Source organism: Delftia sp. 60 (assembly GCF_002754395.1).
Taxonomy (GTDB): Bacteria; Pseudomonadota; Gammaproteobacteria; order Burkholderiales; family Burkholderiaceae_C; genus Comamonas; species Comamonas acidovorans.
The window spans coordinates 640378-652966 of sequence record NZ_PEFD01000001.1 but is presented as its reverse complement, the minus strand read 5'-3'; the positions used below and the strand labels follow the sequence as shown (position 1 = coordinate 652966).

The following is a 12589-nucleotide window of genomic DNA, read 5'->3' as shown; positions in this document are numbered from 1 at the left end:
GGCCACCGCCAGGTGCGGCAGCCGCTGCGGCCTCAGGCCCGCAGGTTCAGGGCTGGTACTTCCAGGTGCCGTTCTCGATCTTGACCATGACGGCCGCGCGCTGGTCCAGGCCCAGGTGGTCGGTGGGCGTCATGTTGAAGATGCCGTGGGCGCCGGCCACGTCCTTGGTCTGCTCCAGCGCATCGCGCAGGGCGGCGCGGAACTCGGCCGTGCCGGGCTGGGCCTTCTTGAGCGCGGCGGGAATCGCCGCTTCGAGCACGCGGCCCGCATCCCAGGAATGCGCGCCAAAGGTCGATGCCGTGCCCTTGCCGTTGGCGGCCTCGTAGGCCTCCACATAGGAGACGGCAGACTTCTTGACCGGGTTGCTGTCGGGCAGCTGGTGGGCCACCAGCACGGGGCCGGCGGGCAGCAGCGTGCCTTCCACATCCTTGCCGCCCACGCGCAGGAAGTCGGCATTGGCCACGCCGTGGGTCTGGTAGATCTTGCCCTGGTAGCCGCGCTCCTTGAGCGATTTCTGCGGCAGTGCGGCCGGCGTGCCCGAGCCTGCGATCAGCACCGCATCGGGCTTGGCGGACATGAGCTTGAGCGTCTGGCCCGTGACCGAGGTATCGCTGCGCGAATACGCCTCGGTGGCGGTGAGCTTGAGGCCCTTGGCCTCGGCCACCTTGCGGAACTCCTGCAGCCAGCTTTCACCGTAGGCGTCGTTGAAGCCGATGTAGCCCACGGTCTTGATGCCGGCCTTGGCCATGTGCTCGCCGATGGCGGCGGCCATCATGGCGTCGTGCTGGGGCGTCTTGAAGACCCAGAACTTCTTGGCATCCACGGGCTCGACGATCTTGGCCGAGGCCGCCAGCGTGATCATGGGCGTCTTGGCCTCGGACACCACGTCCACCATGGCCAGCGAGTTGGGCGTGATGCTGGAGCCCAGGATGACATCGACCTTGCTCTCGCTGATCAGCTTGCGCGTGTTGGCCACGGCCGCCGTGGTGTCGGAGGCGTCGTCCAGGATGATGTAGTTGACCTTCTGGCCCGCCACCGTGCGCGGCATCAGCGCGACCGTGTTCTTCTCGGGAATGCCCAGGGAGGCCGCCGGTCCGGTGGCCGAGACCACCACGCCCACATTGATGTCGGCCAGGGCCGAACCCCAGACCGTGGCCAGGGTCGCGGCCAGCAGGCCCAGTTTCGTCAAACGCTTCATGTCTGTCTCCTTGTGTTGGATGGGGCGTGGCACCTTCAGGCGCCACAATTTACCGTGGTAACTATTTTTTTGCCAGCGGTTTGATGCCCGGGTTTGCCTGGGGTCTGCACGGCCGGCAGGCCTCCGAGGAACAGGTCGGCCACCACGGGGGCCATGGCCTCGTGGTCCAGCGAGCCGTCGGGCCGCAGCCAGGTGAACATCCAGTTCATCATCCCGAACAGCAGCATGGCCAGCGCCTTGGACAGGCCCGCGCCATCGGCGTCAGGCCGCAGCTGGGCCACCGCCTGGGCAAAGGTTTCGACCACGGCGCGCTCCTTGCCCAGCACGCGCTGGCGGTCGTCGTCCTGCAGGAAGCGCACGTCCTCGGTCAACACGCGGTGGGCATGGCGGGCATGGGCGTATTCCTGCACGAAGCGCTCGATCAGCATGCGCAGCCGCGGCTCGGGCGGCAGGCCCATGGACTGCACTTCGTCCACCAGGGCCTGCAGCCGCGTCATGTGGCCATCGGTGATGTCCACCAGCAGCGCGTACTTGTCGCGGAAGTAGTGGTAGATGGTGGGCTTGGACAGGCCGCAGGCCTGGGCCACCTCGTTCATCGAAGTGCCGGGGTAGCCGCTGCGCGCGAACAGCGCGGCGGCATGGCCCAGGATCAGTTCGCGCTGGTCGTCGTATCCGGAAGATCGGCCTCGGGCCATGGGACTCCTGTGCGCGCTCAGCGGCTGCGGTGGTCGATCACGCGGCGGGCCTTGCCCACCAGGGTGCGCTCTATGGAATCGGGTCGCAGCACCTCGACCTCGGCGCTCACGCCGACCAGGGTCTTGATGCGCTGCTGCACCCACAGTGCCAGCGCCTCGGTGTCGCCCTGCGTGCCCGGCTGCATCTCGCAGCGCACGGCCAGCCGGTCCAGGTTGCCGTCGCGCGTGACCACCAGCTGGTACTGGCCCGACAGCTGGGCGTTCTGCAGCACGATCTCCTCGATCTGCGTGGGAAACAGGTTCACGCCGCGGATGATGAGCATGTCGTCGCTGCGCCCCACGATCTTGCCCATGCGCCGGAAGCTGCGCGAAGTCGGCGCCAGCAGCCGCGTCAGGTCCCGCGTGCGGTAACGAATGATGGGCATGGCTTCCTTGGACAGCGACGTGAAGACCAGCTCGCCCTCGCTTCCATCGGGCAGCACCTCACCCGTGTCCGGGTCGATGATCTCGGGATAGAAATGGTCTTCCCAGATCACCGGCCCGTCCTTGCTCTCCACGCATTCGCTGGCCACGCCCGGGCCCATGACTTCGGACAGGCCGTAGATGTCCACGGCATCCAGCCCCGCCTTGCCCTCGATCTCGCGGCGCATGGCCTCGGTCCAGGGCTCGGCGCCGAAGATGCCGATCTTGAGCGAGCTCTCGCGCGGGTCCAGGCCCTGGCGCTGCATCTCCTCCACGATCACCTGCATGTAGCTGGGCGTGACCATGATGATGTCGGGCCGGAAGTCCTGGATCAGCTGCACCTGCTTTTCGGTCTGCCCGCCCGACATGGGCACCACGGTGCAGCCCGCGCGCTCGGCGCCGTAGTGCGCGCCCAGGCCGCCCGTGAACAGGCCGTAGCCATAGGCCACATGCACCATGTCGCCGGGCCGCCCGCCCGCCGCGCGGATGGAGCGCGCCACCAGGTTGGCCCAGTTGTCGATGTCATTCAACGTGTAGCCCACGACCGTGGGCTTGCCCGTGGTGCCCGAGGAGGCATGCACGCGCGCCACCTTCTGGCGCGGCACGGAGAACATGCCGAACGGGTAGTTGTCGCGCAGGTCCTTCTTGGTGGTGAAGGGAAAGCGGGCCAGGTCGGACAGCGTGCGCAGATCGGACGGATGCACGCCCTTCTCATCGAACGCGCGGCGGTAGTGGGGCACGTTGTCATAGGCATGCTGCAGCGACCAGCGCAGGCGCAGCAGCTGCAGCGAGGCGATCTCGTCGCGGCTGGCGGTTTCGATGGGGTCGAGTTCGCCGGGGGCGGGGCGCTGCAGGGACATGGCGGACCTCTTCAGGCGGGCTCTGTCAGGCCGGGCACGGTGGGCCGGCCCTTGAAGCTGTGCGAGCGGCCACGGAACAGCGCGATCACTTCCTGGCGCTGGTTGGTGACCTGCACGTCATAGACGCCGGTGCGGCCTGCGCGCGAGACTTCGCGGGCCTGGGCCGTGAGCACGTCGCCGGGCCGGCCGGGCGCGACGAAGTCCACGCTCAGGCCCGAGGCCACCGTCATCTCGTTGCGCGCATTGCAGGCATAGGCAAAGGCCGTATCGGCCAGCGCCGTGATGAAGCCGCCGTGGCAGATATCGAAGCCGTTGAGCATGTCGTCGCGCACGGCCATCTCCATGCGCGCCGCGCCGGGTGCGATGTCCGTGATGCGCAGGCCCAGGCCTTGCGCGGCGCGGTCGCGCGCCAGCATGCCGTCGCGCACCTGTTCGGCCAGGCGCTGCGCGGCTTCGTCCGGGGTGTGGGTGTCTTGCATGGCGCCGCTCCTCAACGGTCCGAGAACACGGCAGCCCGCTTGCCCAGGAAGGCGGCCACGCCCTCCTGGTAGTCGTGGGCCGCGCCCAGCTGGCCCTGCTGGCGCGCCTCGCGCGTGAGCGCATGTTCGTAGTCCAGCAGTTGGGCAGAGTCCATGGCCTCCCGCGTGCGCGCCAGGGCCCGCACGGGCATGGCGGCCAGGCGCTGGGCCAGGGCCTGGGCCTCGCTGCGCAAATCGGCATCTTCCACGCAGCGCCAGATCAGGCCGATGCGTTCGGCCTCGGCCGCAGGCAGCTTGTCGCCCAGCAGGGCCAGCCCCAGGGCGCGCGCACGGCCCACCAGGCGCGGCAGCAGCCAGGTGCCGCCGCAGTCGGGCACCAGGCCGATCTTGGCAAAGGCCTGGATGAAGCTGGCCGAGCGCGCGGCCAGCACCAGGTCGCAGGCCAGCGCGATATTGGCGCCCGCGCCTGCGGCCACGCCGTTGACGGCGGCCACCACGGGCACGGGCATGGACTTGAGCCGCAGGCACAGCGGCTGGTAGCGGCGCTCGATCAGGTCGCCCAGGTTCTGGTCGGGCGCGGCCTCGGGGTCGGACAGGTCCTGGCCCGCGCAAAAGCCGCGCCCCGCGCCCGTGAGCACCACGCAGCGCACCGTGGCATCGCCGGCGGCGTGCTCCAGGGCCGAAAGCAGCTGCTCGTGCAGTTGCGCGTTGAAGCTGTTGAGCGCGTCGGGGCGGTTCAGCACCAGGGTGCGGACGGCGTCGTGCTGCTCAACCAGAACCAGCGATGGGGGCATGGAAGTCTCCGTGGCCTGTCTGCCGTCTTTATGCGGCAGATCAAACATAATTTACCGAATGGTCGGTAAATGTTAGTCGCCAGACCCGTTCCACCACAAGCGCCCAGGCACCGAGGAAACCCCTAGGCCCCATGAAAAATGCCCCCCACGCTGCCCTTGCTGCGCAAGGTCCGCTGCCCCCCGAGGGGGCGTTTTTCATCTTGGGGCGGCCCGGCGATGAAAAAAGGCCCGCACGGGCCATTTTTCTTGAAGGCTCAGGGCTTGAAACCCGAGCGCTGCACCACCGGCGTCCACTGCGCGCGGTAGGCCTTGAGCATCTCGGCCGTCTGCGCGCTGCTGCTGGAGACCGGGGTCAGCCGGCTGGCCTCGAATTTCTGGCGCGTGTCGGGCTCCTTCATGATCTCCTGCACCATGCGCGACAGGCGCTCGGCAACGTCGGGCGCCATGCTCTGCGGCGCGAACAAGGTGTTCCAGCCCATGCCCGACAGGTTCAGGCCCGATTCCTTGAGCGTGGGAATGTCCGGCGCCATGGTGCTGCGGCGCTCGCCCGACACGGCCAGCACGCGGATCTTGCCGGCCTCGTGCTGGGGCAGCAGCACGTCGAAGGTGTCGATGGCCAGCGGCACTTGGCCGCCCACCAGGTCGGTCAGCAGCGGGGCCGAGCCCTTGTAGCCCACGGTTTCGGTGCGGACCTTGGCGGCCTCGCCCAGCATCAGCGAGAAGAAGTGCGGCAGGCTGCCCGTGGCCGGCACGCCCACGTTGGCCTGCTGCGGATTGGCACGCAGCCAGGCCAGCAGGTGCGACAGCTGCCTGACGGGCACGGCACTGGCCACGGCCACGCCGAATTCGTAGCGATTGACCTCGCTGACCGGGCGGAAGTCCTTGTCGGGGTCGTAGCCCGAGTCGGGGAACACCAGGGGCGCCACCAGCATCACGGCCGGGTTGGCCAGCAGCAGCGCGGGCTGGGAGGCCGGCGCGTTCTTCACATACTGGGCCGACAGGCGGCCGCCCGCGCCAGGCTTGTTCTCCACCACCACGGGCGAGCCCACGCGCGCCTGCAGCTTGTCGGCCACGATGCGCGCCACGCGGTCGGTGGCGCCACCGGGCGGGTAGCCCACGACGATGCGCAGCGGCGCCTTGCCCGGAAACAGCGGCTCGGCCGCCGTGGCACTTCCAGCCAGCCAGCTGGCGGCCGAAACAGCCGGGGCCAGGGCCAGGATCTGGGTCAGGGTTCTTCGCTGCATCGCAAACTCTCTCCTTGCATGGACGGATTCCCGTGCGGAACGCACGCCGCACAATGTAGCGGCCTCAAAAAGCCCGTTGCCGCCGATATTGACCAGGGTTAACCCGAGGCAAGACGCCCTGCGCCGCTCGGGCATCGCGACAGCCTGGCGAAGCCGACTCGGCGACAATCGCCCACCATGAGCTTCGCCCCCCTGACCAACGACACCTTCCTGCGCGCCTGCCGGCGCCAGGCCACCGACTACACGCCGCTGTGGCTGATGCGCCAGGCGGGCCGCTATCTCCCCGAATACAAGGCCACGCGCGCCCGGGCCGGCAGCTTCATGGGTCTGGCCACCAACGTGGACTACGCCACCGAGGTCACGCTGCAGCCACTGGAGCGCTTCCCGCTGGACGCGGCCATCCTGTTCTCCGACATCCTGACCGTGCCCGACGCCATGGGCCTGGGCCTGTCCTTTGCCGAAGGCGAAGGCCCGCGCTTTGCCAAGGTGGTGCGCGACGAGGCCGCCGTGGCCGAGCTGGCCGTGCCCGACATGGACAAGCTGCGCTATGTGTTCGACGCCGTGACCAGCATCCGCCGCGCGCTCGATGGCCGCGTGCCGCTGATCGGTTTCTCGGGCAGCCCCTGGACCCTGGCCTGCTACATGGTCGAGGGCAAGGGCAGCGACGACTACCGCCTGGTCAAGAGCCTGATGTATGCGCGCCCCGACCTGATGCACCGCATCCTGTCCGTCAACGCCGACAGCGTGGCCGCCTACCTCAACGCCCAGATCGATGCGGGCGCCCAGGCCGTGATGGTGTTCGACAGCTGGGGCGGTGTGCTGGCCGACGGCGCCTTCCAGGAATTCAGCCTGGCCTATACCAAGCGCGTGCTGGCCGGACTCAAGCGCACGGGCGTCGATGGGCAGGACGTGCCGCGCATCGTCTTCACCAAGGGCGGCGGCATCTGGCTGCCCGACATGAAGGACCTGGACTGCGAGGTGCTGGGCCTGGACTGGACGGCCAACCTGGCCCGCGCCCGCGCCATCGTCGGCGGCGAGGTGGGCGGACCCGGCAAGGCGCTGCAGGGCAACATCGACCCCAATGTGCTGTTCGCACCGCCCGAGCGCGTGGCCGAGCAGGCACGCGCCGTGCTCGACAGCTTCGGCGCTCCGCACACCGACAGGACCACCACGGGCCCCACGCACATCTTCAACCTGGGCCACGGCATCAGCCAGTTCACGCCGCCCGAGCATGTGGCGGCCCTGGTGGAGACCGTGCACAGCCATTCGCGCGCCCTGCGCCAGCGCTGAGCGAGCCGCCTCCCCGCCCCCGCTTCTCCCGAACCCCAGGGCCGGACGCCAGCGCAGCGCCGGCCCCTGCCGGGGCCGCCAACGGCCCGGCAAGGCCCCGCTGTCCACAAGCCGGGTACCCGACAGCCGCTTGCTGCACAAGATGGCCACAGACCATCTTATGCACAGAAAAATCCGAGCGAGGCCCTAGGAGTTGCAGTTGTCATCCGCGCCTGCACGCCGGCGACATATCGATATAAGCCATTGTTTTTGAATAATTTTTTTGATAGCAACATTTTCAGCATGCACCGATTGGCAAGGCCGGATAAGCAGGTGCATGCCCATAGATCCGAATAATCCCCACAAAGTTATCCACAGAAATTGACGATATACCCAGAAACCCGCAGTCACCGGCCGGGGCGTCTGGTGTAGAACGCCGCACCCAGGCTCCGGGCAGCGCCAAAGGCTTATGCTTGGCGGCTTGGTTGCCGCAGGCCCTGCCGTGCGGCGCCCGCGTTTTCAGGCCCCGCTTTCCCCGCATTCGCATGTCCCTCCCCGCCCACACCGTCCATGTCGCCGTCCAGACGCCGGCGCACAGCGCCGTGGGCGAACTGCTGAGCTACACCTGCGACCAGCCCCTGGAGGCGGGCACCCTGGTGCGCGTGCCCCTGGGTCGCCGGGACCTGCTGGGCGTGGTCTGGGACGCCCCGCCCCGCCCCCCCGCCATGCCCGAAGGCGTGGAGCTGCGCCCCATCGCCGCCGTGCTGCAGGGCATTGCGCCGCTGCCGGCCGCCTGGCGCCGGCTGGTGGCCTTCGCCGCCTACTACTACCAGCGCAGCGTGGGCGAAATCGCCGTGACGGCCCTGCCCCCGCAACTGCGCGAGATGACGGCCGAGCAGCTGGCGCGCCGGCTCAGGCCGACCAAGGCCGCGGCGAAGAGAGCGGCCAAGGCTGCAAAAGAGGAACAGGCGGAACAGGCGCCTGGCACTGCGCCTGCATCAGCGCCTGCATCAGCGCTCGCACCGGCCCCGGCCGCCGCAGACATTCCCCCCATCGTCCTCAGCGCCGAGCAGGCCGACGTCTTCACGCAGATCGCCGCCCATCCCGGCCCCTTTCTGCTCTTCGGCAGCACGGGCAGCGGCAAGACCGAGGTCTATCTGAGAGCCACCCAGGCCGCACTGGACGCCGACCCCGGCGCCCAGGTGCTGGTGATGGTGCCCGAGATCAACCTCACGCCCCAGCTGGAGCAGCGCTTCACGGAGCGTTTCGCGCCGCAGTACGGCGCCGCCTGCGTGGTCAGCATGCACAGCGCAATGACCAACCCCCAGCGGCTCAAGAGCTGGCTGGCCGCGCACACCGGCGTGGCGCGCATCGTGCTGGGCACGCGCATGTCGGTCTTCGCCAGCCTGCCGGGCCTGTCGCTGATCGTGGTGGACGAGGAGCACGACGCCAGCTACAAGCAGCAGGAAGGCGCACGCTACTCGGCGCGCGACCTGGCCATCTGGCGCGCGCGCGATACCGGCGCCAAGGTCATCCTGGGCAGTGCCACGCCGTCGCTGGAGAGCTGGCACGCCAGCCGCCCGCCCAATGCCGACGAGCCGCAGGGCGGCCGCTACCTGCGCCTGCACATGCCCAGCCGCATCGGCGCGGCCGCCCTGCCGCGCGTGCGCCTGGTGGACATGGGCCAGCAGCCGCGCAAGGCCGTGTTCTCGCCGCCGCTGATAGATGCCATCACCGAGCGCGTGCAGCGCGGCGAGCAAAGCCTGGTGCTGCTCAACCGCCGCGGCTTCGCGCCCGTGCTGTTCTGCGCCGACTGCGGCTGGAAAAGCGACTGCCCGCACTGCAGCGCCCACCAGGTCTTCCACAAGGCCGACCGCACGCTGCGCTGCCACCACTGCGGCTACACCCAGCGCGTGCCCATGGCCTGCCCCGGCTGCGGCAATCCCGACATCCTGCCGCTGGGCAAGGGCACGGAGCAGCTGGAGGAAGAACTGGCCCGCCTGCTGCGCAATGTGCAGCGTCCCGACCGCGAGCCCGCCCGCGTGGCGCGCATCGACGCCGACACCACGCGCGCCAAGGGCGCGCTGGAGGAGCAACTGGCCCAGGTGCATGCGGGCGACATCGACGTGCTGGTGGGCACCCAGATGGTGGCCAAGGGCCATGACTTCCGGCGCATCACCCTGGTAGCCGCCGTGCAGCCCGACAGCGCTCTTTTCTCCAGCGACTACCGAGCGCCCGAGCGCCTGTTCAGTCTGCTTATGCAGGCCGCCGGCCGCGCAGGACGCGACGCGCACTACGTGGCCGCCCAGGGCAGCCACCCGGAGATGTGGATACAGACCCACGACCCGTCCCACCCCGTCTACACCGCGCTGCGCTCGCACGACTACCCGGCCTTCGCCGCGCGCCAGTTGCGCGAGCGGCGCGATGCGGGCATGCCGCCCTTCGCCTTCCAGGCCATCGTGCGGGCCGATGCGCGCACGCAGGAAGCCGCCCAGGCCTTCCTGGCCGCTGCGGCCGAGGCCGCCCGCCAGGCCGGCCTGCCCCATGTGGACGATGTCTTTCTCTACCCGCCCATTCCCATGTCCGTGCAGCGCGTGGCCAATGTGGAGCGCGCGCAGATGCTGATCGAGTCGGCCCAGCGGCCCGCCCTGCTGCGCTTTCTCTGGGCCTGGCAGGCGCACCTGCACTGGATCAGGGCACAGCCCGGGCACCGCGCCCTGGTGCGCTGGCTGGTGGACGTGGACCCGCTGGCCATCTGAGCGTGGCACGGCCTCTGGAACGGCCCCAAAAAACCTCAAGCCTTTCAGGCCTCGGGCGCAATCCCGCAAAGCGTTCACCGCTCCTTTTTCGGAAGCGCTTTTAGCGCATTCGCTGCGTGGCTCCCATCGGGATTTGCGCTGATGCAGGCGGGGCATGTTTATTGCATCGTGCCGCATTCAGCCCACAAGGCTGGATCATTCAATGCCTTTCCAGGAGCGATACATGCCGTTCACCCCCTTCCGTATGACCTTGATGGCCGTCGCGCTTGCGCTGGCAGGCTGCGCGTCCCAGCCCGGCGCCAGCCAGGCCCCCGCAGCCGCAGCGCCCGCCACGGCGACCGCCCCTGCACCCGCTCCCACCGCACAGGCCGGCAAGCCCAACGTGGTCGTCCTGGCCACGGGCGGCACCATTGCCGGTGCGGGCGCCAGCGCCGTCAACAGCGCCACCTACACGGCCGCCAAGGTGCCCGTGGACAAGCTGCTGGCCGGCCTGCCCGAGCTGAGCAACATCGCCAACGTGTCCGGCGAGCAGGTCTTCCAGATCGCCTCCGAGAGCTTCACCAACAAGGAACTGCTGACGCTGGCCCGCCGCGTCAACGAGCTGGCCAAGCAGCCTGGCGTGGACGGCATCGTCGTCACCCACGGCACGGACACGCTGGAGGAAACCGGCTACTTCCTGAACCTGGTGGTGCCCACCGACAAGCCCATCGTCATGGTCGGCTCCATGCGCCCCGGCACGGCCATCTCGGCCGACGGCGCGCTGAACCTGCTGGGCGCCGTGGCCACGGCCGCGTCCAAGGACTCGGCGGGCAAGGGCGTGCTGGTCAGCATGAACGACAACATCGACTCCGCGCGCGATGTCGCCAAGCTCACCAACATCAAGACCAATGCCTTCGCCAGCCAGTGGGGCCCGCTGGGCATGGTGGTCGAGGGCAAGACCTACTGGTTCCGCGCCCCCGTCAAGCGCCACACCAGGGGCAGCGAGTTCAACATCGAGCAGATCACCGACCTGCCCGCCGTGGACATCGTCTATGGCTACGGCAACGTGCCCGCCACGGCCATCGACGCGCTGGGCAAGGCCGGCGTCAAGGCCATCGTGCATGCAGGCACGGGCAATGGCTCGGTGGCCGACCGCATCGTGCCCAAGCTCAACGAACTGCGCCAAAAGGGCGTGATCGTGGTGCGCAGCTCGCGCGTGCCGGCCGGCTTCGTGCTGCGCAATGCCGAGCAGCCCGATGACAAGTACGACTGGGTCGTCGCCCATGACCTGAACCCGCAGAAGGCGCGCCTGCTGGCGGCCGTGGCCCTGACCAAGACGCAGGACACGAAGCAGTTGCAGCGCATCTTCTGGGAATATTGATAGGCACCCCCTGAGGCGCTTGCGCGCCTTCCCCCTCTCTACCCGCTTCGCGGGGGAGGGGGACGACAGCCTCGGTGCGGGGCGGCCCTTCCTCGGTGTCTCTCGCCTTGGGGTGCGTCGGTTTTTTGCGTTGCGCCCTGAAAGCCCGGTCATTTTTGGCCGGGCTTTTTCTATTGCCGCTTGCTAGTTCGATGTGAACAGCGGGGTGAGGGGGCCTTGGGCGATGTGGCAGTGCGCTTGTTCCAGGGCCTGGGCGAAGGCGTCGGAGCGCAGGTAGGCGTATTCCACGGCGCGCTGGGCGCCTATGGCGTCGCCCTGGACGGGGGCGGTGGCGGGGTGGCACATCATGAGGCTGCCGGGCTGCAGCTGGGCCAGCCATTGGGCCATGTGGCGGCCATAGCCTTCGGGCGTGGGCTGGTCGAAGGCGTAGACGCCGCCGAAGCCGTGGTTGAGCGGCACGCCCTGGCGGCGCAGGCGGCGGGTGGTGGTCCAGCCGCCCAGCAGGGCGATGATGGCGGCCTTGGGGTCGCGCCAGAGCTGGCCGGCCGGGGTGGTGGAGCGGACCCAGGGCAGGTCGTCGGCGTTGTCGCCATAGCGCTGGCGCAATTCCTGCACCAGCGCGGCACGCACGCCGGGGAGCTGGTGCACGTGCTGGTGGCCGTCGATGAAGTCGGGGGCCATGCCCAGCGCGTCCTCGAAGGCGTCGAGCTGGCGGCGCCAGGCGTCGCGCATGGCGGCGCCGCCGAGTGCGCCGGCATAGGCGCGCGCGATCACGGCACCGATGCCGGCGGCGGGCTGCAGGCCGTGGCCTTCGGTCAGGTTGAAGTGCAGGCCCAGCGACAGGCGCGGGCGCAGCGCGGGCAGGCGCCTGGCGGCCTGCCTCCAGTGCGGCGAGGTGGTCATGCAGCTGGTGGCCGACAGCCGGCCCTGCAGCGTGAGCTGCTCCACGGCTTCATCGACCAGGGGGTGCAGCGCATAGTCGTCGGCGCACAGGACGACGGTTCTGGCCGAGGCCTTCTCCCCGTTGTTTCTGGCAGGTACGGTGTTCATGAGGATTCCTTGCGGCCGGGGGCCGCAAAGGCCCAGAACTTGGCGAAGACGAAGGTGCCCACCGCCACCAGCACCAGCACCAGGGCCAGGCTCCAGAAATAGTGCCAGTGCAGCCAGTGCAGGGCCACCCAGTACAGCAGCTCGTTGGCCACGAAGGAGGCGCAGGCCACGGCGAAGTACTTGCCGGCCACGGCCCAGCCTTGCGCCCCGGCCTGCACGAAGGTGAACAGCGCATGGCCGTTGTAGCTGACCACGAAGGCCACGAGAAAGGCCAGCACGTTGGCATGCAGCGGCGCCATGCCCACCCGTTGCACCAGCAGGGCGACCACGGCCAGGTGCGTGGCGGCCGCGCAGCCCCCTACCAGCACGAACTGCAGCGCCTGCGGCAGGCGGCGCAGTTGTGCGATCACGTCGTGCAT

At 69.1% G+C, this 12589-nt stretch carries 11 protein-coding genes; 3 read left to right on the top strand and 8 right to left on the bottom strand.

Features of this window, described 5'->3' with window-relative positions; translation table 11 throughout:
* Positions 1–46: 46 nt before the first annotated feature.
* The 6 genes from CLV01_RS02950 to CLV01_RS02925 form a co-directional block, all read right to left on the bottom strand.
* Positions 47–1198: an ABC transporter substrate-binding protein gene (locus tag CLV01_RS02950; RefSeq protein WP_012202504.1), complete on the bottom strand. Its 1152-nt coding sequence runs from the start codon at positions 1196–1198 to the stop codon at positions 47–49.
* 35 nt (positions 1199–1233) lie between these two features.
* On the bottom strand, positions 1234–1893 hold the full coding sequence (locus CLV01_RS02945) for a TetR/AcrR family transcriptional regulator (protein ID WP_063327653.1): 660 nt from the start codon (positions 1891–1893) through the stop codon (positions 1234–1236).
* Between the two features lie 17 nt (positions 1894–1910).
* Positions 1911–3215: a phenylacetate--CoA ligase PaaK gene (paaK, locus tag CLV01_RS02940; protein WP_099732425.1), complete on the bottom strand. Its 1305-nt coding sequence runs from the start codon at positions 3213–3215 to the stop codon at positions 1911–1913.
* Between the two features lie 11 nt (positions 3216–3226).
* Positions 3227–3694, bottom strand: coding sequence for a hydroxyphenylacetyl-CoA thioesterase PaaI (paaI, locus tag CLV01_RS02935; protein ID WP_034397981.1), 468 nt, complete (start codon positions 3692–3694; stop codon positions 3227–3229).
* Between the two features lie 11 nt (positions 3695–3705).
* Positions 3706–4488, bottom strand: coding sequence for an enoyl-CoA hydratase-related protein (locus tag CLV01_RS02930; RefSeq protein WP_099732426.1), 783 nt, complete (start codon positions 4486–4488; stop codon positions 3706–3708).
* A 254-nt stretch (positions 4489–4742) separates the two neighbouring features.
* Complete coding sequence (locus CLV01_RS02925) at positions 4743–5732, bottom strand: tripartite tricarboxylate transporter substrate-binding protein (RefSeq protein WP_063327655.1); 990 nt, start codon at positions 5730–5732, stop codon at positions 4743–4745.
* Positions 5733–5909: 177 nt separating this feature from the next.
* Here CLV01_RS02925 and hemE point away from each other — a divergent pair, with 177 nt between their 5' ends.
* The 3 genes from hemE (at position 5910) to CLV01_RS02910 (ending at position 11120) form a co-directional block, all read left to right on the top strand.
* A complete protein-coding gene (gene hemE / locus CLV01_RS02920; RefSeq protein WP_013800317.1) occupies positions 5910–7022 on the top strand; it encodes a uroporphyrinogen decarboxylase in 1113 nt (370 codons plus the stop codon).
* A gap of 524 nt (positions 7023–7546) precedes the next feature.
* A complete protein-coding gene (priA, locus tag CLV01_RS02915) occupies positions 7547–9760 on the top strand; it encodes a replication restart helicase PriA (RefSeq protein WP_099732427.1) in 2214 nt (737 codons plus the stop codon).
* Positions 9761–9983: 223 nt separating this feature from the next.
* On the top strand, positions 9984–11120 hold the full coding sequence (locus CLV01_RS02910) for an asparaginase (RefSeq protein WP_043824343.1): 1137 nt from the start codon (positions 9984–9986) through the stop codon (positions 11118–11120).
* 183 nt (positions 11121–11303) lie between these two features.
* On the opposite strand, the gene CLV01_RS02905 is transcribed toward CLV01_RS02910, so the two are convergent.
* Both CLV01_RS02905 and CLV01_RS02900 read right to left on the bottom strand, forming a co-directional pair.
* The gene (locus CLV01_RS02905) at positions 11304–12170 is read right to left on the bottom strand and encodes a ChbG/HpnK family deacetylase (protein ID WP_043824320.1); all 867 of its coding nucleotides are present in this window, start codon (positions 12168–12170) and stop codon (positions 11304–11306) included.
* Positions 12167–12589: a GtrA family protein gene (locus tag CLV01_RS02900; RefSeq protein WP_012202494.1), complete on the bottom strand. Its 423-nt coding sequence runs from the start codon at positions 12587–12589 to the stop codon at positions 12167–12169. The genes CLV01_RS02905 and CLV01_RS02900 overlap by 4 nt, the downstream gene beginning before the upstream one ends.